General features: G+C 61.1%; 16 protein-coding genes and 1 pseudogene. 10 read left to right on the top strand and 7 right to left on the bottom strand.

Translation table 11 applies throughout. The annotated features are described in order from the left end of the window. Window position 1 precedes the first annotated feature (1 nt). Together L0U82_RS28915 and L0U82_RS28905 are read right to left on the bottom strand one after the other, a co-directional pair. On the bottom strand, window positions 2-1,909 hold the full coding sequence (locus L0U82_RS28915) for an ATP-binding protein (RefSeq protein WP_442793678.1): 1,908 nt from the start codon (window positions 1,907-1,909) through the stop codon (window positions 2-4). A 272-nt stretch (window positions 1,910-2,181) separates the two neighbouring features. Continuing rightward, a complete protein-coding gene (locus tag L0U82_RS28905) occupies window positions 2,182-3,180 on the bottom strand; it encodes an AraC family transcriptional regulator (protein ID WP_233836460.1) in 999 nt (332 codons plus the stop codon). A gap of 109 nt (window positions 3,181-3,289) precedes the next feature. On the opposite strand from L0U82_RS28905, the gene L0U82_RS28900 reads away from it, so the two are divergent. The 10 genes and pseudogenes from L0U82_RS28900 (at window position 3,290) to L0U82_RS28855 (ending at window position 14,075) form a co-directional block, all read left to right on the top strand. Continuing rightward, window positions 3,290-3,613: a hypothetical protein gene (locus tag L0U82_RS28900; RefSeq protein WP_233836458.1), complete on the top strand. Its 324-nt coding sequence runs from the start codon at window positions 3,290-3,292 to the stop codon at window positions 3,611-3,613. Between the two features lie 61 nt (window positions 3,614-3,674). Then, window positions 3,675-3,839 (top strand): hypothetical protein, encoded by a 165-nt coding sequence (locus L0U82_RS28895; protein ID WP_233836456.1) that lies wholly within the window; start codon window positions 3,675-3,677, stop codon window positions 3,837-3,839. A gap of 405 nt (window positions 3,840-4,244) precedes the next feature. After that, window positions 4,245-5,300 (top strand): phosphatase PAP2 family protein, encoded by a 1,056-nt coding sequence (locus L0U82_RS28890; RefSeq protein ID WP_233836454.1) that lies wholly within the window; start codon window positions 4,245-4,247, stop codon window positions 5,298-5,300. A 7-nt stretch (window positions 5,301-5,307) separates the two neighbouring features. After that, the gene (locus L0U82_RS28885; RefSeq protein WP_233836452.1) at window positions 5,308-6,900 is read left to right on the top strand and encodes an amino acid adenylation domain-containing protein; all 1,593 of its coding nucleotides are present in this window, start codon (window positions 5,308-5,310) and stop codon (window positions 6,898-6,900) included. Then, window positions 6,900-8,393 carry a hypothetical protein gene (locus L0U82_RS28880; protein ID WP_233836450.1) on the top strand — a complete coding sequence of 498 codons (1,494 nt, stop codon included), beginning with the start codon at window positions 6,900-6,902 and terminating at the stop codon, window positions 8,391-8,393. Before L0U82_RS28885 ends, L0U82_RS28880 begins: the two co-directional genes overlap by 1 nt. Further along, window positions 8,393-8,665, top strand: a complete 273-nt coding sequence (locus L0U82_RS28875) for an acyl carrier protein (protein ID WP_233836448.1) — start codon at window positions 8,393-8,395, stop codon at window positions 8,663-8,665. The genes L0U82_RS28880 and L0U82_RS28875 overlap by 1 nt, the downstream gene beginning before the upstream one ends. 117 nt (window positions 8,666-8,782) lie before the next feature. Then, window positions 8,783-10,635 (top strand): annotated as a pseudogene (locus tag L0U82_RS28870) (type VI secretion system Vgr family protein); the annotation flags it as partial. 195 nt (window positions 10,636-10,830) lie between these two features. Further along, on the top strand, window positions 10,831-12,630 hold the full coding sequence (locus L0U82_RS28865; protein ID WP_442793703.1) for a DUF2345 domain-containing protein: 1,800 nt from the start codon (window positions 10,831-10,833) through the stop codon (window positions 12,628-12,630). A 1-nt stretch (window position 12,631) separates the two neighbouring features. Next, window positions 12,632-13,243 (top strand): hypothetical protein, encoded by a 612-nt coding sequence (locus L0U82_RS28860; protein ID WP_233836442.1) that lies wholly within the window; start codon window positions 12,632-12,634, stop codon window positions 13,241-13,243. Window positions 13,244-13,463: 220 nt separating this feature from the next. Then, window positions 13,464-14,075, top strand: coding sequence for a hypothetical protein (locus tag L0U82_RS28855; RefSeq protein ID WP_233836440.1), 612 nt, complete (start codon window positions 13,464-13,466; stop codon window positions 14,073-14,075). 124 nt (window positions 14,076-14,199) lie between these two features. Here L0U82_RS28855 and L0U82_RS28850 read toward each other — a convergent pair whose 3' ends face one another. The 5 genes from L0U82_RS28850 to L0U82_RS28830 are packed head-to-tail and all read right to left on the bottom strand — an operon-like array spanning window position 14,200 to window position 21,862. Continuing rightward, entirely contained in the window at window positions 14,200-17,286 is a 3,087-nt protein-coding gene (locus tag L0U82_RS28850) for an efflux RND transporter permease subunit (protein ID WP_233836438.1), read from the bottom strand. Between the two features lie 28 nt (window positions 17,287-17,314). Then, complete coding sequence (locus L0U82_RS28845; protein WP_442793677.1) at window positions 17,315-18,403, bottom strand: efflux RND transporter periplasmic adaptor subunit; 1,089 nt, start codon at window positions 18,401-18,403, stop codon at window positions 17,315-17,317. After that, the gene (locus L0U82_RS28840; protein ID WP_233836434.1) at window positions 18,400-19,797 is read right to left on the bottom strand and encodes a TolC family protein; all 1,398 of its coding nucleotides are present in this window, start codon (window positions 19,795-19,797) and stop codon (window positions 18,400-18,402) included. The genes L0U82_RS28845 and L0U82_RS28840 overlap by 4 nt, the downstream gene beginning before the upstream one ends. A gap of 54 nt (window positions 19,798-19,851) precedes the next feature. Next, on the bottom strand, window positions 19,852-21,183 hold the full coding sequence (locus L0U82_RS28835) for a sensor histidine kinase (RefSeq protein ID WP_233836432.1): 1,332 nt from the start codon (window positions 21,181-21,183) through the stop codon (window positions 19,852-19,854). Then, window positions 21,173-21,862, bottom strand: a complete 690-nt coding sequence (locus L0U82_RS28830; protein WP_233836430.1) for a response regulator transcription factor — start codon at window positions 21,860-21,862, stop codon at window positions 21,173-21,175. Before L0U82_RS28830 ends, L0U82_RS28835 begins: the two co-directional genes overlap by 11 nt. Window positions 21,863-21,874: the final 12 nt, after the last annotated feature.

Genomic DNA, 21,874 nt, shown 5'->3' with positions numbered 1-21,874 from the left:
CCTACGCGGTTCGAATCAGCGCGATGATTTCCTCGGGGCGCGCGGGCTTGACGATGTGCTGATCAAACCCCGCGCGTTGCGTGCGTTCCCTGTCTTCGGGTTGCCCATATCCGGTCAGCGCGGCGATGAACATATTCTTGCCGGCATATTCCTCTCTGAGACGTCTGGCGACTTCATAGCCGGTGAGATCGGGCAAGCCAAGGTCGAGCAGCACGATCTCGGGATCGAAGTCCCGCGCAATCTCGAGTGCCTGCTGTCCGTTGAATGCCACACGTACCTCTTGATCGTCGAGCAGCACGGCTAGCGACGTGGCCGCGTCAACGTTGTCGTCGACAATCAGCACGCGGCGAGCTTCTTTTGCTGCGGACGGGTCCGGCGCCATGCCGGCGATGGCTGCTTCAGGGGCATCGCACAACGGTAGCCGAACGGTGAAGCAGCTACCGTGTCCACGGCCGCCGCTGGACGCGACGATCGTTCCATGATGCATCTCGACGAGCGAGCGCGCGACAGTCAGCCCTATGCCGAGGCCCGATTTGCGTCCTGTCGGCGCGGCGGGCTCCTGCTCGAACATCTCGAACAGCGACGGGATCAGATCGGGGTCCATGCCGATGCCGTTGTCTTCAACCGAGATGGACGCATAGCTGTCTTCGCGTCCCACTTTCAACCGGATATGTCCGCTATTGGCCGTGTATTTGATTGCGTTGTCGAGAAGGTTAGAGATGATCTGCGTGATCCGTGTCAGGTCGCCATTCACATAGAGCGGCAGCGGCGACGTGTCGATGACTTCGATCCGGTGCCCGCGTTGCGCGGCCGTCGGCGCGTTGATCTCGATCGATTGGTCGACCGCGGTCTTCAGGTCGAATGGTTGTTCGCGCAGCGTAATTTTTCCGGCCGCGATTCGCGAAAGATCGAGCAGGTCGTCGATCAGATGCGCCAGATGACTCGCATGGCGATCGATGATCCCGTGTACCCATAGCAGTTTGTCGGCAGAGATGCCTGGCCGCTGCAAAAGCGCCGCTGCATTGACGACCGGCGCGAGCGGGTTGCGCAACTCGTGCGCGAGCGTGGCGAGGAATACGTCTTTGCGTCGGTCGGCGAGTTTCAGTGCTTCTTCCGCTTCTACGCGCGCCGTCACGTCCCTCAGCGTGCCGACGAACACACATCCGGTCCCGGATACCTCAGGCACGAATCGTCCGGATGCTTCGATCATGCGCTGCGTACCGGATTGCAGCTTGCGAATTCTGAAGATCTCGTGGATATCGGCCGCGGCGGAGGTCGCCGCATGCATTGCGGCGTTGACCCTGGGCCTATCGTCGGGATGAACGAGTGTGTCGATGAACTGCCTGGCGCTCATTGGGCCAAGCTCTTTGGGTTGCCCGGTGATTTCGTACATGCGGGCGTTTTCCCAAACGGCACAGTCGGTTCGCGGATCCCATTCGAAAATGCCCAGACCGGCGGCCTCCGCGGCAATCCTCAGACGTTCATCGCTTTTGCGCTGTGCCGCAAGAGCCCGCTCCCGTTCGGCGAGCGCGTCGGCGACGTGCCGCTCCTGTTCTGAACGGAACTGACGGATCGCATTGCGGGTAGCGGCGCTGAAGAACCGGTCGATCGCTTCATGAACTTCCTGCTGCGCCGTACGGGAATTGATCTCGGCAAAGTACTCGCGTACCGCTGCGTTGACGCAGCGCTGCAACAGATCCAGCTCCATGTACAGTTCTTCGAGCGCGAAACCCTGCCGCCAGCGTTCCCTGGCGTGGGAGCGCGCATCCTTCGCGGCATGGATTGCAAGGCCTGGCGCAGCGGTATTCGCCAACACCGCGCACAACTCGTCAAAAAGCAGCGGCAGCTGGTTGATCAGGCCGACTACCGCTTCATTGCAATCCGGGTGAATCTGCATCTGCTGCCGCACCGCCCGGAGCCACCGGCGCGTCAACAGTCCACGGTGTTGCCGAAGATAAGCAGCTACGCCAAGGTCATTGTTCTGCACATTACTCACCGCGCGCCGGCCAGGATCATGAGATCAAGACTAGGATGGAAAAGGCAGTAATGCAGGTTCTGCTGAACAACATGCGCGCTTGTCGCGTGTTAGCCGAGCCCTACGCGGGACGAGACTTTCCGCGGACGATGTTTTCAGTCGCTTGGCGCCACGTTGTAGCGAGCGCGCCAGCGCCACAGCACGGGCTATGCCGATGCAGCCACACCGTTCGTCTTCGCCTTGCTTTTACGCCAGCCGGCGGGCGGCATGCCGAATTCGCGCCGGAATGCGCGACTGAACGCAGCTTCCGACTCATAGCCGATTTGTTCCGCCACGGCGTTGAGCGGCTTGCTGCCGATCAGAAGTTCTTGCGCGGCAATCTGCATGCGCCATTTCGCGAGGTATTGCATCGGCGGCTGTCCGAGAAGATCGGTAAAGCGTTGCGCCAATGCGGAGCGCGACAGGCCCACTTTGCGCGCGAGTTCATCGACGGTCCACGGATGCGCCGCTTGCGTATGAAGCAATGAAAGCGCGCGGCCGATGTAGCGGTCGCGCACACCGGCGAGCCATCCTGTCTGGTTCTCTGGTAGCGCTTCAATACAGTTGCGGATCGCTTCGACAAACAGCAGTTCCGATAGCCGCGCAAGCACGATCGTGCCGCCCGCGCGCGATTCGGCTGCTTCGGCGGCTGCAAGTCTGAGCGATGACTCGAGCCACGCAGCACGCGGATCGTGGCGCATATCGATCTTGAAGAGTCGCGGCAGCGAGGAGAGCAGTGGATTGCTCAACGTATCGTCGCAGGCCAGAAAGCCGCACACGATACGCGTCGCGCTGCCGCCACCACCATGGGACAGCGTCATCACTTCACCAGGTGCGACCGCCATTTGCGCGGCCAGTAGCGACTCCGACGGCACCGGGCAAAGATCGGTCGCGCTGCCCATGATGTGCGTTTCGCCTTGAGGTACGACGAGCAGTTCGCCGGCCTGGACGTGAATAGCCGAGCCGGGATCGTCGGCCAGCGTCGCCCAACAGCTCCCCTCGATGACCAGATGATAGGAAACGACGCGCTCGGAAGGCGGCAAATAAGCGCCGCACAGCGCGGCATCGGTACGGCCGATCAGACACCACGGCGCGGTGAAGGTCCCGTTCAGAAACACAGCGCCGCTCAGACGAACCGCGCGCAGAACATCAGAGACTGCATCCATGGATCGCTCGCGTCAAATGCGATTTCCCGGGCGATAAATCTGGCCGTTGCTTACTCGGGTACTCGTCAGGATGGCCAAGGGCTTCATGTTATACCCGCAACCCTGATAGATGACGATTTCCTTACTGCTGTTTTTCATGCTGCTTAATGAAGTACTTTGCGTGTCCGAAGGCTTTGCCATGCAAATGCACAACCGACGGAGCGCATGTTTCATTGGATCATCGGGCGGTCTTGGTGGACACGCGGCAATGCGCTCGCAGCGTATCGACGAGAAGCGGACGATCGGTCAAAAAAGATCGACGCGCGGGCAGGACGGCCACGGGTTGCCACGGGCACAGTGCAACGCAGGAAGGAACAGCACGGATCAGCGTCATCCGTATTTCGTCATCAAGCCTTCCTCGGACTCTGCAAACCCGGAGCGTTGCCCAACTTGAGCGAATCGGTTCACACCCAGTGACTCACCGCTTCGCGCAAATGCAATAGCGTGAGATACCGATGAAAAGCCTGATAAACCGTGCGATCTACCACCCGATCATTGCGTTATCCGTGTTCTATCTGGCCGACGTGATGCATCGCGTCGACTACAACGTCTCCGGCGCTCTGCTGGTGCTGGCAGCGAAAACGATCTCGCGTGTTTTCAGTATGTTCAACAGGGGATAGCGCGGGGGGCGTTATTTCAGTGTCGTCGCCGGTTTCAAAATTTCAAAACTGAATCATCCCGGACGGAAACAGTGGGAATGACGACGCGTTGCGCTTCTGCTTGAACCGCATCTAGCGGCTTCGAACCAGGCTGGCGTGCATATAAAACGCTATTGCTCGGGTCGGAAAGCGTATTCCGGCCTGAATGCGTCTTAAGGTTGAGACGTTTTGGGCAGACAACCTCTCGTTCTCCGCCAAAGATCTCGCGTACAGATGGAGAGCACCACTGGCAGAGCCTTGGCATCACAATTGCGTAAGCGTTTACGGCTGGAAAAACTCCGGTGCAGATCCAATACCTAAAAAATCAGTGGTAGTCGAGCGCCTGGCAATCGTCACGGATGCCGCGCCGACAGACGGGGGATACTCATGATGGGTAGCCACAACGACGAACGCTCAGGCAAACGGCGTGGGGCAACGTACCTGAATCGATATGTGATCGGATGGGCTGTCGTGCTAATGGTCACAATGACTGATTGGATCTGGATTTCCGTCTGCGGCTATTCGGTCCGGGAAAGCAGTGTCATTGCTCTGTTGAAGTTTGTGGCGATATCTGCGTCACTGGCCGTTTTGCTTTTCGGGGTGGCACGTATTCCCCGTTACAAGCCATTGACCGGGACGATCCGATTGAGCCGCGTAGCTTCCACGTTCGCGTGGTTCACGCTGCTGGCGTCGTTCGTGTCGGTCTACGACTTGCTGCAGTACCTCTGTGCGACGGTGAATGCACCGCTTATCGATCAACGTCTCGTGGAATTGGATGGCGTTGTTGGTTTTCATTGGTTGCCGGTCTATCTTTGGGTGCGAGCGCATCCGGTACTTCAGCTTATCCTTGGCGTTGCCTACTGCAGCATATTCATTCAGGGGCCCGCGGTTCTGGTCATTCTTGGCGTGACCGGCCGCGTCAGAGAGCTATCGGAATTCGTATTTCTCTTCATGCTCTCTGGAGTTCTGCTTCTTCTGATTTCAACGCCAATTCCCGCATCGAGCGCATTTCTGCATTTCGGTATCACGAACCCTAATACGGCGTCTTCCGTGTCGGACTTCTATTTGCTGCGCAATGGCACGCTCCGCGTGTTCGACGTGGCGCCATGGCAGGGCATGGTATCGATGCCTTCATTTCACACGACGCTTGCAGTTCTATTCGTCTACGCACTTCGTGGCCTGCCGCGCGTATTGCTGTTGTGGATCCCGCTCAACGTGATGATGATTCTGTCGACGCCGACGCAGGGAGGCCACTATCTGACCGACGTATTCGCGGGATTGCTGCTCAGCGCGCTAACGATTGCATTGCTCGGAAGCGGGTCTCGTCTGATTGGTAATCGCATTGCGCTGAACGCCACGCCAGGCACTGTAAAAGAAGGCATCTACGCGCGTTATTGTCGGCCGGCTTTCCGGTTCAGCCCAACGAAAATCGACAATAGCTGAGCGATGTATGGACAACCATAATCTGGCTTCGACGCTTTACCGTCACAGTATCGAGACGCCCGAGTCGATCGCCATTTGTTGTGATGGCCGCGCGCTGACCTATGCCGAACTTGCACAACGGGCCGCTCGATTTGCTCACCTGCTGCATGAAAGTTCGGCGTGGCATGCAAGCACCGGGCATCCGCCGCGCGTTGGCGTGCTCGCGCGGGCGAGCATCGACGCGTATGTGGCACTGCCCGGCATGTGCTGGGCGGGCGGCACCTATGTGCCGATCAGCACGAGCGCTCCGCCCGAGCGGATTGCCGACATCCTGGCGCGCAGCGGCCTTGCCGCGATCGTGGTGGACACACATGGTGCAGCCTTGCTCGCGCAGGGGCCGCGCCATGTATGTCCGCCGCTTGTCGTCGCTTGCGATCGACATGCATTGAGCGGGTCGAGTGAGTTGAGTGATTGTGCCGGCAACGTAGTGTCGTCCGATACGCTGCCGTCGATCCGGCTATCGGAGCCGACGCAGGTCGGTGCGGCACACCCGGCTTACATCATCTTCACGTCTGGCACGACCGGCACGCCGAAGGGCGTCGTGATTCCGGCGGGTGCTGTACGCCACTATATCGACTCGATCTCCGCGATATTGCGGTTGACCGCCGATGACCGAGTGCTCGAAACCGCCGAGCCGTCTTTCGACGCATCGGTGCACAACATGTTTTCGACGTGGGAAGCCGGAGCATCGCTCTATGTGCTTCCGAAGCATCAGGCAATGAATGCGATCAAGCTGGCACGCGAAGCGCGGCTCACGGTATGGAACTCCGTGCCGTCGCTGGTGGGAATGCTGCGGCAACTGAAATCATTGCGTCCCGACGTGCTGCCCGATATTCGCATCGCTGCTTTCGGCGGTGAGCAGTTGTCCGCCGGGATCGTCGACGCGTGGCGCGCCGCTGCACCCAACAGCACGATCTACAACCTCTACGGGCCGACCGAGACGACCGTCTATTGCATGAGCGAGAGGGTCGGCACGCCCACGCCGTTGACGTCGGGCCGCGACGTGGTTGCGATCGGAAGGCCGTTGCCCGGAAGTCTCGCGGCCGTGTTCGACGAAGCAGGGGCAACGGTCGCGGACGGCGAAGCCGGCGAACTGGGAATTGGCGGTCCACAACTTGCGATCGGCTATCTGGATGCGCCAGAGCTTACGGCGCAGCGCTTTCCGACTCGTGCGGGCACGCGCTGGTATCTGACCGGCGATCGAGTCGTACGCGATGCAGCCGGAACATTGCATTACCTGGGGCGCGTCGACAATCAACTGAAGCTGCTCGGATATCGCATTGAACTCGAAGAAATCGAAGCCCATCTGCGGATTGTCGCGAGTGCCGATCTGGTCGGCGCAGTGGGCTGGCCAGTCGATGGCGGCACAACGCGCGGTCTCGTCGCGTTTGTCGCCGGCGATAGCGTCGATACCGCCCAGGTGCGCCGGGATCTCGCGCGACGTCTTCCCGTGTATATGGTGCCGTCGCGGGTCGTCGCGTTGCCCGACATGCCGCTGAATCGCAACGGAAAGGTCGACCGGCGTGCACTGTTCGATCGGCTCGAAACGGAAAGCTGCTGATGAGCGAGCACGCCGAATTGATCGTCGATGCTGGGACTGCGAATCCGCGGACCGTTGCAGGCGCAAGCAGGCTGACGTTCCACGAGACCATCGCGATCGATAGACGCGAACCCATCATCGAGTTTGCGCAAAGCCGGCGTGGCCGGCTGCTGATCGTCACGCTATTTACGCTGTTGCTGATAGGGTTAAACGGCTGGCCGATGTCGATCGCGTGCGGAGCGGCTGCATTATCGGCATACGTGCCGCGTTTTCGCGGCCTCGCCACCTTCGTTGCCAGCTTCGCGTTGCTGCCGATTGGCGGCCTGTGGTTTTCGCTCGACAGTATCACTGCAGCGATGACGCAAGAACGGATCGCGGGCGTGTCCGCGGCCGCGCTGGCGTACACGGCGCTGATCGCATTCGTGCTGGTCGCGTGGCTCACGTTGAGCGCGGTTCGACGCGACAATCAGTTGTTCGTCGCTCGTCGGCCGGTCCTGACGCTGCTCGCTATCGAAGCGGTGCTGTGCGGCCTCGCGTGCATGCCGTTCGTTCACGGATGGCTGAAAGTTGGCGTATGGGCGTTTCTGGCTATCGCGACGCCGAATATGTGGTTTTTCGCTTATGCGCTAGTCGATCAGCGTTCGCGCGCGCCGGGACCGATGCTGCACCAGCTAGGTTTGTTTCATCCATTCTGGGGTTCGACGTCGACACCCTGGGGGAAGGGCGCCGCATTCCTGCGCAAAGCTCAGTCGACCACGCGCCGGGATATCGCGGTGACGCAGCTCAAAGCGGTCAAGCTGCTCATCTGGTCGTGCATTTTGCTGTACATCAACGCGGCCGCGCACTGGATTGGTATGTCGGTGCTGCGGATTCCCACGCTCGAAGGTGTACAGGCCGCGTATTTTCAGCATCGGCCCTATCCGATTGCGATGGGCTGGATAGCACTCGTGCTGGATGTCGTGTTCTCGGCGTTGGCGCTCGCTACCGCGGGACATCAGGCGATCGCGGTGGCGCGCCTTGCTGGTTATCGTCTGCCACGCAATACATGGCGCCCACTCGAATCGCGTTCGCTCGCGGATTTCTGGAATCGGTACTACTACTATTTCAAGGAACTGCTGGTCGATTTCTTTTTTCTGCCGACTTTTCTGCGGACATTCCGGCAGCATCCGCGCTTGCGGATTTTCTTCGCGACGTTCATGGCCGCGGGCGTCGGCAACGCGATCTACCACTTCGTTCGAGATATCGGACTCGTCGCCGTGATCGGCCTCAAGGCCACGGTCGAGACATTTACGAGCTACGCGTTTTATTGCGTCGTATTGGCGGTGGGAATCGGCATTTCACAAGTCCGTTCACTTGCCGGCCGACGCGGACCGCGCACGCGCTCGGCCCGCGTGGCAGCGTTCGTTGGGATCTGGCTGTTCATCATCTGCCTTCATCCGTTCGGTAATGAAACACGGTTCTATACGCTCGAACAGCGCATCACATTCATGGCCAGTCTTTTTGGAGTCGATTGATGGACAACGCACATAAAGTACAGATTCGCGCGTTCGTTGCGAACGCACTGCGTGATCGCGGCGACAACGACGAGCTTGCCGATGACGAGTCGCTTTTTATCAGCGGCCGGCTCGATTCACTGTCGATGCTGATGCTCGTTTCCAATCTGGAGGCGGAATTCGATATTGATTTCGCGACGTTTGACTTTGACGTCAACCTCATAGACTCGGTGGACGAAATCGCGGCGCTGGTTCGTGACAGGGCGGCCTTATCTCGATTTCACGCGTCGTAGTCTCAAAATGAGTCCCAAAATAATTTTTCTCATTTGGGCTAAATTTTAGTCCAAATCCGATAGACAACGGAGTGTGAGCTTTCGATACTGGCGTTCGTCCTGTTACGCGACGTACGCATGCTCAAACCATTACAGCACCGCACATTAGGTATTTCTGGAGACGCCCTGCCGACTTGGGGCGGTGAGCCTGTGCTGGCGCCGATGCGTCTGCGTGGTACTGAAGCCCTTGGGCACCTCTATCGATATGCGCTTGATGTCGTGACGGTCGAGCGGCCGACGCTGTCGCGATGGCAGGCGCAGGAACTTGTTGTGCCGGATCGGCTGATTGGGCAGGTTGTTGATGTCTCGATTGATTTTGCGGATGGCGGATTTTTCGGTGGCGAGGTGCTGAAAGCTGGCGAGGCAGTCGATGAGGGTACATGCCGTCGCACGATTTCCGGGCTCATCACAGACGTCACGCTGACCGGCACCGACGCCCGGCGCGCTTATTACCGCTTCACCGTGCGCCCCTGGCTGTGGCTCGCCACGAAGAACTGCGAGAGCCGGATCTTCCAGGATGCGAGCGTCGTCGACATCACCGACCGGCTGCTCAGCGCACGCTATCCGTGGCCGGTCGTGATGGAGATTGGTGGTCCCGGGATGGGGACCAGCTATCCGAAGCGCGATTACGTGCGGCAGATGTGGGAATCCGACTTCGACTTCCTCACGCGGATCTGGCAGGAATGGGGCATCTACTACCTGTTCGACGGCATGACGCTGGTGCTGTGCGATTCGCCTGGCTCGCACAAAAGGCACGGCAACGTGTACGACCGGATCCGCTATCGTGCGCCCGACAGTCGTCACGTTGACGAAGAGCATATCTACCGGCTCCAGGTCTCACGCCGCATCACGGCAGGCAGGATCAGCCTGACCGATTACGACTACACGCGTCCTGGTGCGCAACTCGACGGCGGATTTGCAGACCATAGCGACAGCGCGCACGACAACATCGAACAGCACGGATGGGGTGATTTTTCGCAGCCGCTCGCCGGTGCGGCGGGATTATCGGGGTCGCCCAATAACTGTCAGGACGAAGCCGGCTATCTTGCGAGCGTGCGCGTCGATGCGATGCGCAGCCGTGGCCTGCGTCTGAAGGGACGCGGCAATCTGCGCGGGCTGACAACGGGGAAGACGTTCTGGCTCGATGAGCATCCGCAGCGGGAGGTCAATGCCGAGTATCTGGTTGTGTCGACGACGCTTGATATCCGTAATCCGGCGCAGAGCACGGAGTCTGGTAGTCAGGAAGCGAGCGATGAATCTCGCCACTGCGTGACCAGCTTCGTACTGCAACCCACCAATACATTCTTCAGGAACCGCCCGAAGAAGAAGCCACACTGTGCCAGCGAAACGGCCATCGTCGTCGGCCCGGAAAATCAGCGCATCTGGGTCGATGGATACGCGCGTGTGAAGGTCCGCTTCGTGTGGGACCGGCTTGGCCCGAAAGACGAGAACGCCAGCTGCTGGCTGCGTGTTTCATCACCGTGGCAGGGCAACGGGTTCGGTGCAATCTACCTGCCGCGTACCGGTCAGGAAGTCACCGTCAGCTATCACGAGGGCGATCCGGATAAGCCGTACGTCTCGGACCGGATGGTCAACGCATGGAACCAGCCGCCCTGGAAGCTGCCGGATAACCGGGCGCTCTCAGGCATCGTCAGCCGCGATCTCGAATGCGGATATCACGGCCAGTCCAATCACTTCGTGCTGGATGACACGCCGAAGCAGCTTCAGGTCCAGCTTGCCAGCGATCACGCGCAGTCGCGCCTCGTGCTTGGTTACAACACGCGCATCGTGCGTAAAGCCGGCCGGCAGGAAGCGCGCGGCGAAGGGTGGGAACTGGCGACCGGTGCGTGGGGTGTCGCGCGGGCCAATCGGGCTTGCTGATTACCAGCGATGCACGCGACTGTGCCAACGCGCCCGCGAAGGATCTGAGCGAGGCCGTCGCACGGCTCACACAGGCGCGCGATATCCATGAGGGTCTTGCCGGTCTCGCGCGACGGTATGAGGCGCAGGAACCGAAGACCAGTCAGGGCGATGTATCGGATGCGATCGGGGCGCAGAACGATGCGATACGCGGGGCTGTACCGAACGAAAGCGCGCCGTTTCCACAACTCGCGAGGCCGGACATTGTGCTGGCCAGTGCGGCGGGTGTCGGCATCACGGCTGCACAAAGCGCGCATCTGGCGAGTGCTGAACACGTTGCGCTCACGGCAGGCGAGCATGTCAGCATCGCAGCGCTGAAATCGCTACTGGCATCGGCGGTCAATGGCGTGCGGGTGTTCGCTCAGAACCTTGCCATCAGGATCAAAGCGGCAGCGGGCAAGGTGCTGATCGAGGCGCAAAACGACGATGTCGAGGTCATCGCGCAGCGTGTTGTCAGCATCATCAGCAGGACAGACTCGATCAACCTGATCGCCAGCAACGAGATCGTGTTCCAGGCCGGCACCACGAAGGTGGTGATCAATGCGCAGGGATACCGGGTCTATACGGAGGGCGAGCACCGGGTCCATGCGGCGAGTCATCAGACGGATGTGCCGGTGGCCATACCCGTCAACATGCCGGTGACACCTGAGAAGCCCGGCCGGCTCGCCGCGCATTACGTGCTGGTCGAACACGATACCGGCTTCGCACTTGCAGGCCAACCGTACCGGATCACGATGGATGATGGTCAGGTGATCAGGGGTGTCACCAATGCGCTTGGGGAAACGCGTCTGGTCACGAGCAATTTGCCCGGGTTCGCGACAGTCGAACTGTTCGCGGCGAGTGATCCGGATAAGGTGATTGCACTCAGTAAAGGTGCAGTCATCCGGGAGACAGATGAGCCATTCAGCGGTGCCGCCCCCAACGCTGAAAAGCGCAGTGCCCAGGTCGCGGGAAAGCTCACCGCAACACCCAGTCAGGGCGCAACGACAGAAGACAAGCCGCCCGAATTCGTCTCATGCGATCCGATGAACTTCGGGTTGCGGTTCCATCACTTCATCAACGGTGCGCGCGAGGGGGATGCGCCTGCGGGTATGTCGATGCGCAAGGGCGTTGAATACCCGGTGACCAAGGCATATACGGCTGCAATAAAGGCAGCGTTGAAGGGCATTGATTGGTCGCGATTTACCTGGCCGTTGAGTTCCAGCATGAGAAGCACGATTGAGGAAGCGATCAAGAAGCCATTAGTGAGTGCACTTGGCTCCGGACCATTTGGATTGCGGCATCAAGTTTCCGTCCGATCGGACGATGACGATTCCTTACCCGAAATTGTGATCGCAAATTCAGATCGCGCAAGGCAGTACAACCTGCGGAAGGACGTCAGCGCGGCGTTTGTGAGCAACTCCTGGGTCATCGCAATCAACGACAGCGAAATTGCGCACATCATCGAACGTAAAAGCGACCCTGGCGCTCTTGAAGAGCGCCTCAGAGCATTTGCCGACACGCTGTATCACGAGGCCCGTCACTGCCAGCAGTACTTCTGGATGTTTTCTCTCCTTCAACACTTCCCGGAAGACTACAGGGACATGCCGAACATCCAGAAGGTGTACTCGTCGACAACACTCAAGAGTGCTTTCGCGGTCGCGGGAAGCATCTCCCTACCGGACGATCTGCGCGTTCACACCGGTCTACACAGGATGCTGGTGTTTCATTACTACTGGCTGATTTCTTACATTCAGGACAAGCCAGATTGGGAGTTTGTCAAGCGAGATATACCCGTCGCTCAGAAGAAGGTATGTGGCCTGCTCAATGTCTCTCCGGAAACTGCACAGAAAATGGCGCAATTCGAAACTGGCTACAGGAGTCAATTCCATGAAGAAGATGCCTACGCATGCGCGGAAGTTGTTCAGGCTTACTGGCAGAACCCTGGTGATCCTCTCGTTCGTAATCCCGGGACATGCACAGCCCAATATGTCGACGCCCTCAAGGTCGTCGGAGCAAGGGGCTGACATGACACAGACAGTTACCGACGCACAGCGCGACATGGCGCTCAGGATAGTGGGGACAGCGATGGCGATCCTGCGCGACGATCAACCGTTCGATCCCGCACAAACGATATTCGGCCTCAATTTTGCTGCGATCGGTCGAAAAGGTTCCGCGAGTACGAAATATTCCTTCGAGAATTCAGCATTTCCAAGTACGCACATCACTCTACTTGTAAAGGCCGACCCACTCGACCACACAACGGATCCCATGAAGGCCAAACGGGTTCCAACGGCGTTCACGATCCGGTTCAGTCCACTGATGGAGGGGATCACGCGCTCAATGCTGGAAGACCTGTTTCCACTTGACATCGGATACTGGATCGATGGCGACGGCAACCGACAAGCCGGCAATGACATCGGGGCGGTACCGCCGCACATCCTTCTGCACGGCTATCGCTATCGTGCTTCGAACCGGCCGACAAGCCGTTTCCCAGTAGACGTGGAGCTGACTTTCGGCGATCCCGACCCCCAGGATCTGAGGCAGAACGCACGCAAAACGCCAGTGCTGATGGACGTTCTCCTGAGTCGTGACTATTCCGCGCTCAAACCTGAACGCCGAGAGCAAGGTCGGCGTTGAGCAGCGAGCAGCAGCGTGTTGGGGAGCGGGACAATGAACCTGCAACCAGGCCAGTTCTGAAGCCGCTACAAGAGCCAATTCTATGAAGACGACGCCTACGCTTGCGCGGAAGTGGTCCAGGCTTACTGGCAGAACGTTGATAATCCTCTCGTTCGCAATCCCGGTACATGCACAGCCCAGTATGTCGACGCCCTCAAGCTCGTCGGAGCAAGAGATTGACATGACACAGACAGTTACCGACGCACAGCGCGACATGGCACTCAGGATACTGACAACGGCAATTGCGATCCTCCGGGATGACCAGTCGTTCGATCCCGCACACACGATATTCGGGTTGAACTTTGCCGCCGCCCCTCGTAGAGGGTCCACGAGTACAAAGTATTCTTTCGAGAATCCCGCTTTTCCGCGTGCACATATTGCTCTATTCGTAACGGCCGACCCACTCGATTACACAACCGCCCCCACTAAGGTCAGGCAGGTCCCGACCAGCTTCACGATCTGGTTCAGTCCGCTGATGGAGGGAATCTCCCGCTCGACCCTGGAAGACTTGTTCCCTCTCGACATCGGATACTGGATCGACAGCCGTGGCAACCGGCGCTCCGGCAATGACATCGGAGCAACGCCTCCACAGGTTCGGCTACATGGCTATCGCTATCGTGCTTCAGATCAGCCGACGAGCCGTTTCACAGTAGACGTGGAGCTGGCGTTCGGCGACCCCGATCCAATGGCTGCGGATGAGAACGAGCTCAAAACAGCGGTCTTAATGGCCGTTATCCTGACTCGCAACTATTCCATGCTAAAACCCGAACGCCGCAAACAGAGCCCGCGTTGAACAGCGAGCAACAAGGCATCAAAGCATCAAAGCATCAAAGCTTCAAAGGAGAGAGGAGAAAACACCGCACCCACCTCTCCCCCAAACAACAACACCCCTCATCTCCCCATCAACCAGCCCCCAATCACCCCCCACCCCCAAACCGCCCAAACCGAACCGCCAACCCCGGCAACACCAACAAATTCAACACCGTCGACGTCACCAGCCCCCCAAGGATCACAACCGCCATCGGCCCCTCGATCTCATTGCCCGCCGCGCCGCTCGTCAACGCGAGTGGCGCCAGTGCGAGCGCGGTCACCAGCGCGGTCATCAGGATCGGCACCAGCCGTTCCGACGCACCGAGCACGGCGGTGTCGACATCCCATGGCAAGCCGTCCGCTTCGACAAGATGCTCGTAATGGCTGATCAGCATCAGCGAATTGCGCAGCGAGATGCCGAGCAGCGTAACGAAACCCACCATGCTGCCGAGCGACAGATTGGCGCCGCCGGCAAACACACTCGCGATGCCGCCCACCAGCGCGAACGGCAGATTGAACAGAACCAGCATGACCGCGCGCCGGCTCTTCATCGCGACGAACAGCAGCAGTACGATGCCGGCGAGCGCTATCGCGCCATAGGCGAGCAGATCGTGCTGCGACTGTGCGCGTGCCTTGCTTTCTCCCGCGAACACCGCATAGGTGCCGGGCGGCATCACGATCTCGCGCTGCACACGCGCCTTCGCATCGCGGACGAAATCGCTGACCGCGCGGCTACCGAGGTTGATCGACACCGTCTGCATCCGGCGTCCACCGTCGTGCGAGATCTGGTAGCGCCCGGACACTTCGCGAATCGTCGCGAGTTCGCGCAGCGGCACCGCCAGTCCTTCCGGATTGCGCAGCATCAATGCGCCGATGTCATCGAGGCGCCGCCGCGCGTCGGGGGCGAGCGTCACCGTTACATCCCAACTGCGGCTGCCGTCATGAATCTGCGCAACGGATGTACCCTGAAATGCCGTTTCGATCGCGTCGAGCACATCGCCAGGCCGAAAGCCCAGACGGCTCATCGATGCGGCGTTCAACTTGACCTGCAACTCCGGAATACCGGGCGGCGATTCCACTCGCACGCTCGCGGCGCCGCGAATCGTGCCCAGTAGCCGCGCGATTTCCTGCGCCTTGCGGTCGATCACGTCGAGATCGTCGCCAAATACGTTGACCACGACCGGCGCCGTTACGCCGGAGATCGTCTCGTCGATGCGCTCGACCAGAAACGTATTGACCGACGTCGTCAATCCTGGGAATCGAGCGAGCGTTCGTTGTATGTGGCGCAGCACGTCGTCCTGTGCCGATGCGCTCCTCGGTGCGAGGCCCACTTCGAATTCAGACAGCTGCACGCCGGTCGGATCGATCACGCCGTACGCGCGGCCCGCGCGTTGCGCGACGAGTCGTACGCCTGGCACCCGCATCAGCGCATTCGATACCTGCGTACCGATGCGCATCGATTCCGCGAGCGATGTGCCAGGCGCGAGCCCCATGTGCACGATGTAGTGCCCCTCGCGCAGTTGCGGAATAAAATCGCCGCTCAGCAACGGCAATGATGCAAGCGCCACAGTGCACATCACCGCGACGATCGCGATGACCGTCTTTGCGCGCCGCTCGATTGCGCGCAACAGCACCACGTAGCGCCGCTTCAGGCTGGCGACGAAGCGCGGCTCGTGCGCGGGCAATGGCGCACGTGTGAGCAGCCCGAGCGCCATCGCGGGCGTGAGCGTGAGCGCCACCGCGAGCGACGCGAGCACCGACAGCATGTATGCGATGCCGAGCGGCGCAAAGAGTTTGCCCGCGACGCCGCCCAGCGTCAGCACCGGCAGAAAGATCAGCATCACGATAAAGGTGGCAAATACGACCGCGCTGCGTACCTCCAGCGACGCGCGCAGCACGACGCGACACGCCGGCAGCGGCGCGGCGAGCATGCGGTTCTCGCGCAAGCGTCGATAGATGTTCTCGACGTCGATGATTGCGTCGTCGACAACTTCGCCGAGCGCGATCGCGAGTCCGCCGAGCGTCATCGTGTTCAGGCTCACGCCGAACGAGGTCAGCACAATGATCGCGACGAGCAGCGACAGCGGAATCGCAACGGCCGAGATCAACGCTGTGCGGACGTTGAGCAGAAACAGAAACAGCACCGCGATCACGAGCACCGCGCCGATCATGAGCGCGGTGCGCAGGTGCCGCACGGATGCATCGATGAAACTGGCTGGACGAAACACATCGGCGTCCAGCTGTACCCCCTGTTTTTCCAGCACGGGTGCGAGTTGGCCGATGGTCGCTTCGATGTTCTTCGTGACCGCGAGCGTATTCGTTCCGTACTGGCTTTCCAGCACGATCATCAAACCAGGGCGCCCCATGATGGACGCGGCGCCGACCGGCGGCGCGCTCGCCCACGTGACGGTCGCGACATCGCCGAGACGCACCGCCGCGCCATTCCTCCAGCGCAGCACGATGCCGGCGAGCGCGGTGGGGGTCGTCAACTGGCCATCGGCATCGATCGCGATGCGTTGATTGGCGTTTTCGATAAAGCCGGCACCCCGCACACCGGTCGACTGACGGGCCGCCGCGACAACATCCCCAATCGACAGTCCGTATCGCATCAGCTTGTCCGGCTCGACCTGGATCTGCATCTGTCGTGCGTCGCCGCCGAACACAATCGCATCGGCGACGCCGGGCACGCCGAGCAATTGCGGCCGCAACGTCCATTGCGCGATGTCGTACAGCTCGGTTAGCGAGCGATGCTTCGACGTGAGGCCGATCGTACGTACGACACTGGTCGCGGTCGTCAGCGGCAGCAGCGTCGGCGCTCGGACGCCGGCGGGCAATGTGCCTGCTAGTGCGCTGATCCGTTCGGAAACGAGCTGACGCGTCTGCATCACGCTCGCGTGGTCGTTGAACACGAGCGTGATCGCCGACAACCCCTGCATCGATTTCGAGCGCATCGATTGCAGGCCCACGAGCCCGGCGAGCGTGTTTTCGACTGGTTGCGTGATCAGCGTTTCGACCTGCTCGCTGGTGAGGCCCGGTGCTTCGGTCTGCACGATGCTGATCGGCGGCGCGAATTCTGGAAATACATCGAGCCGCGCGTGCGTCAGCGAGTAAAGGCCATAACCGGCCGCCATCACGGCGAGCGCATAGATGACGCCGCGCGAGCGCAGCGAGAAGCGGATGATCGCGTTGAGCATGAGTGACGGGATGAGTAGGGCGGTGCGATCAGTCGTCGCACTCGGGCGGGTCCTTGCAGACCGTCGCGATGCCTTGCGGTTTCAGTTCCTCCGAGAGCAGCAGTTGCGCGCCTTGCGTGACGACTTCGTCACCCGCATGGAAGCCTGTGGTGACCGCAACGTCTTGATCGTCGTCGGTCGATGCGGACACGAAGCGGCGTGTGAAGCGATCGTTGGCGGTTTTCATATAGACCCATGTTTGTCCGCCATACCACAGCACCGCGCGCGCCGGGATCACTAGCGATGTCGCTGGCTCTTGCGTTGTCGGCAGATGAGCGGTCGTGCGCATGCCGACCGGAAGCGCGCGAGCGGTCGTGTATAGCCACGCCTGTCCCTGCACCGCCGGATCGGCCGTCGGCGAAGCGGATAGCCATTGCATGGCGATACGTTGTCCATCGGGTGCATCGACCGTGACCTTCGGTGGGGCTTCGCCAGACTCGCCTGCTTCACCGGCTGCACCCGCAGGCAATGTAACGCGCACGATAGAAGCACGACCCATCAGCAGACGCTCGAACAGATCGGATGCCGTGGCGCTCGCCGCATTCGCGAGCGTGTCGCCGAACTGCTGACGCAGCATCGCGTCGAGTCCTTCCTGTATCGAGTGGGCCGAACGCGCCCGGGCGTCGTCGCCTTGCATCGCCGTTTGCGCGTCTTGCAGACTCTTGCGCGACATGTTGCGATCGTCGTCGAACAACGCGCGGCTGCGCGCGTATTGCGCCTGGGCATTGCTGGCCTGCGTCGCGAGCGATTCGGCATCCGCGCGCGCGGATGCCAGCCGGTTGCGCAGATCGAACAGCGGTTGCAGATCGACAACCGTCGCGTAGGCGGAACGCGTGTGTTCGACGCGACTGGTCGCGAGCGGCGACACCTCGATATGGCTCGCGCGCTGCGCGTCCGGACTAACCACCACGACGGTCTCGCCGTTGACGGTCTGCACCGACGGTTGCGCTGCAACTGTCGCTGTCGGCGAGTCGGCCCGCGCAGACGCCGAAGCATCGAACGCGCTATAGGCATACACGCAGATGCCGATGATGAGCACGACCACTAGCGTAAGGAAATACCGCAACCGGTGCCTCATTTCCGTACCCCCCGTTCGATTTGCGCCGCGTTTGGCACGCGGTCTTCGGCAGCAAGCGGAAGTTGCATCGTGTCTTCGAGCGCATCGGCTGCCTGCCGCGCGGCGACGAGCGCATCGAGATACGCAATTTCGCTGGCCGTATAGTCGGCATTCGCTTGCGTGTCGCTCAGACGATCCACGGTGCCGGCGGCAAACCCCGCCGCATCGCTATCGCGTAGTTTGCGTGCCGCGCTTAGCCGCGCTTTCGCGACCGGCAGCGCGTTGAGGTTCGCACGATAACGCGCGAGGCTATGGTCGAGCTCGCCGAGAATTCCGTTCTGTAGCGCCGCGGTGCGCGCGGCCGCTTCCTTGCGCTTCGCGTCGGCCTGCGCAATGCCGCCCTGGTTCCGGTCGAAGATGGGCAGCGTGATGCCGGCCATGCCGAACGCGATCCGGTTCGTGCCGGTGTCGTACGTGTAGCCGGGACCGAGATGGAGGTCCGGGTATTGCTTCGCCACTTCGAGTTGCAGCGCCGATTCGGCGGCCGCGTAGTCGGCCAGCGATGCAAGCAGGTCCGCGCGATGAAGGACCGCATCGCGTCGCGCGTCGAGATCGGAGGGGGCTGCGGGCATCGTCGCAAGCGCGCCGAAATCGATCGGGATGTCGGTGAGCGCGGCCGCCGGCACGCCGATCGCGGCAGCGAGCTGGGCCTGCGCGTCCTGCGTTGCGATGCGGGCCGACGCGAGATCGCTCAACGCCGTAGTCTCCGCGACCAATGCGGTATCGACATCAGGACCGGCATTCTCGCCGACCGCGCGACGCTTGCGCACCATCGCGACGATAGCCTGCATCGCATCGGCCTTGCGCGAAAGCCATGTTTCCCGTTCGCGCGCGGCGTACAGCGCGAGCATCGCATCGCGTACCTGGCCGCTCACTTTCCATGCTTCGTTGGCGATATTCAGGCGCGCCGATTCGGATAGATGCGACGCCTGATCGACGCGGTAACCGCGCTTGCCGGCGGTTTCGATCGGGATATCGAGTGCGAGGCCGGTCGTGATGGGCAAACCCGGACCGGGATTGGGCGTCGTATATTCGAACGGCAGTTGCAACACCGGGTTCGGAATCGCATCGGCGACCTCGATGCCGGCTCGCGCCGTGCTCCACTGTGCGCGCGCGACGTCGAGCGCGGGGCTGTAGTACCACGCGGCGAGCGTCAACGAGGTCCGGTCCCAATGTGCCGGCGGCCATGGTTCGACGTCGTGGCCGAGTTCGCGCGAAAACCAGCCATGCAGTTCGGCGCTCGTAAGCGAACGTGCTTCGAACTGGCGGGCGAGTTCGTCTGGTGCGAGCGGTTGCGCATGGTAGGTTGCGCAACCCGTCAGCAGTATCAAGGCAAGCAGCGGCGTGTAGCGCATTCGGGCATCCGTGAGTCGAGCCGCCGTCCGTTGGGACGGCACCGGACCTGGATGCTACGCACCAGCCTGTGAAATTTTCGTCAACGACTGGCCGGCGCGAGGCGTGGCCGTACACGGCAGTGCAAGCGACACCGAGGTACCGCGGCCGGGTTCGCTGTCGATCGTGATCGTCCAGCCATGGCGTGCGCAGATTTTGCGGACGATCGCGAGCCCGATCCCATAACCGCGTGCCTGAGAGCGCGACTCGGCAGCCTGATCAGCCTGATAGAAGCGATCGAACACGTGAGGCAGTGCCTGTGCCGCGATGCCCGCGCCGGTGTCGTCGATCCGCAACTGCATGCCGCTCCATCCGATGCGGACGCTGCCGCTCGTCGTGTAGCGCGTGGCGTTGTCGATCAGGTTGGATAGCACGATCTGCAGCGCGTGCGCATTCACATCGACCCGCGCTGCGCCATCGATATCGACGGTGGCGCTTACGCCCTTGGCCGCGAGTGTGCCGGCGAACGGTTGCAGCGCCTCCCGAACCAACGCGGCAAGCGGTTGCGATTGCGTGTGTTCCGGCGACTCCTCGCGCGCGAGCAACAGCAGCGCGTTGACCATATCGCGCATGTGATCGGCGGCGTGCTCGATCTGCGCGAGCCGCGCGCGAGACTTGTCGCCGATCACCGGATCGTCGCCGAGCAATTCGACGCTCGTCTTGATGGCGGTCAGCGGCGTGCGAAGTTCATGGCTGACGTCGCCGGTGAATTCCTTTTCGCGCTGGATCATGTCGGACATTTGCCGATGATAGTCATTGAACGCGTCGACCAGCCCGACCAGCTCCGCTTCATCGAACTTGCCGGGATTGATCGAGGCCGAGCGCTCATGCCGCAGCGCTTTGACCTGCCGCGCGAGACCGGCGACCTGGCGCACCAGCAAGCCCGACAACGCATACGCGAGCCAGATCGTCAGCAGCGCGAACGCGCCGGTGCCGGCCATCAGCGCGTCGATCACGGTCTTGAAATGCTTTTCGTACGCGCTGAAATCGTAGACGCGATAAAGACGCGAGCCGCCGAACGGCACGACCGCCACATGAATCTCGCGGCCGTCGACGATGATCTCGTGCGTGCCGTTCGGCAGCGACGCGGCCGAAGCCGGCAGCGTGACGGGCGGCTTGTCCGTGGTCGATACGTAACCGTGCATGCGCTCGTCGAATGGCGGCCAGAGCGCCGGATTCGCGTCGTAGCCGCGCAATACGCTGACGATGTCGTCGTGAATCAGCGCGGCGATCAGGCGTTCTTCCTGCGCCTCGGCAAACAACCTGACGCCGAGCGCCTGCGCGATCAGAAGCACGATCGTCAGGGCCGAGAAAACGACCGCGACCTTGAAGCGCAGGCTACGTCGCATCGTCGTCTCCCGCGATGAAGCGATAGCCGAGTCCGTGAACCGTCTGGATCAACTCCTTTTCGCCGGGCTGCGTCAGTGCCTTGCGCAGCGTGTAGATGTGCGCGCGCAGCGTATCGCTGTCCGGCAGTTCCGCGCCCCACACCTGTTCTTCCAGTTCGGCCCGCCCGAGCACACGATGCGGCGACTGCATCAGGATACGCAGCAGATGCAGGCATTTCGGCTGAAGTTTGAGCGCGCGGCCGGCCCGTTCGACAGTGAGCGTCGCGAGGTCGAAGCGTACGCCCGCGCAGCGCAGTTCCTGACGCGTCACTTGCCCGCGGTAGCGTTTGATCAGTGCGTCGAGACGCGCGCCGACCTCCTTCAGCGAGAACGGCTTGACGAGATAGTCGTCGGCGCCGTGGCCGAAGCCTTCGAGTTTGTCGTCGAGCGTGTCTCTGGCGGTCAGCATCAGCACGGGCGTGTCGCGATGGGCTTCGTCGCGCAGCTTGCGGCATAGCGTCAGGCCGTCGATGCCCGGCAGCGCGAGGTCCAGCAGGATCGCGTCCCAGGGTTCGGCAATCGCGAACCGCAGGCCGGCGGTGCCGCTGCCCGCGACATCGACGTCGAAGCCGCGGTTTTGCAGATAGTCGTAAAGATTCGCGGCAATGGCCGCGTCGTCTTCGATGATGAGTACTTTCATGAGCGGATCGTT

The sequence above is a fragment of the Paraburkholderia sp. ZP32-5 genome, from assembly GCF_021390495.1.
Lineage (GTDB): Bacteria > Pseudomonadota > Gammaproteobacteria > Burkholderiales > Burkholderiaceae > Paraburkholderia.
This window is presented reverse-complemented; position numbering and strand designations above follow the sequence as displayed.

Coding starts and splice junctions, on each gene's coding strand:
- L0U82_RS28905 (WP_233836460.1), bottom strand. CDS start 3,180: ATGGATGCAGTCTCTGATGTTCTGCGCGCGGTTCGTCTGAGCGGCGCT.
- L0U82_RS28900 (WP_233836458.1), top strand. CDS start 3,290: ATGACGATTTCCTTACTGCTGTTTTTCATGCTGCTTAATGAAGTACTT.
- L0U82_RS28895 (WP_233836456.1), top strand. CDS start 3,675: ATGAAAAGCCTGATAAACCGTGCGATCTACCACCCGATCATTGCGTTA.
- L0U82_RS28890 (WP_233836454.1), top strand. CDS start 4,245: ATGATGGGTAGCCACAACGACGAACGCTCAGGCAAACGGCGTGGGGCA.
- L0U82_RS28885 (WP_233836452.1), top strand. CDS start 5,308: ATGGACAACCATAATCTGGCTTCGACGCTTTACCGTCACAGTATCGAG.
- L0U82_RS28880 (WP_233836450.1), top strand. CDS start 6,900: ATGAGCGAGCACGCCGAATTGATCGTCGATGCTGGGACTGCGAATCCG.
- L0U82_RS28875 (WP_233836448.1), top strand. CDS start 8,393: ATGGACAACGCACATAAAGTACAGATTCGCGCGTTCGTTGCGAACGCA.
- L0U82_RS28860 (WP_233836442.1), top strand. CDS start 12,632: ATGACACAGACAGTTACCGACGCACAGCGCGACATGGCGCTCAGGATA.
- L0U82_RS28855 (WP_233836440.1), top strand. CDS start 13,464: ATGACACAGACAGTTACCGACGCACAGCGCGACATGGCACTCAGGATA.
- L0U82_RS28850 (WP_233836438.1), bottom strand. CDS start 17,286: ATGCTCAACGCGATCATCCGCTTCTCGCTGCGCTCGCGCGGCGTCATC.
- L0U82_RS28845 (WP_442793677.1), bottom strand. CDS start 18,403: ATGAGGCACCGGTTGCGGTATTTCCTTACGCTAGTGGTCGTGCTCATC.
- L0U82_RS28840 (WP_233836434.1), bottom strand. CDS start 19,797: ATGCGCTACACGCCGCTGCTTGCCTTGATACTGCTGACGGGTTGCGCA.
- L0U82_RS28835 (WP_233836432.1), bottom strand. CDS start 21,183: ATGCGACGTAGCCTGCGCTTCAAGGTCGCGGTCGTTTTCTCGGCCCTG.
- L0U82_RS28830 (WP_233836430.1), bottom strand. CDS start 21,862: ATGAAAGTACTCATCATCGAAGACGACGCGGCCATTGCCGCGAATCTT.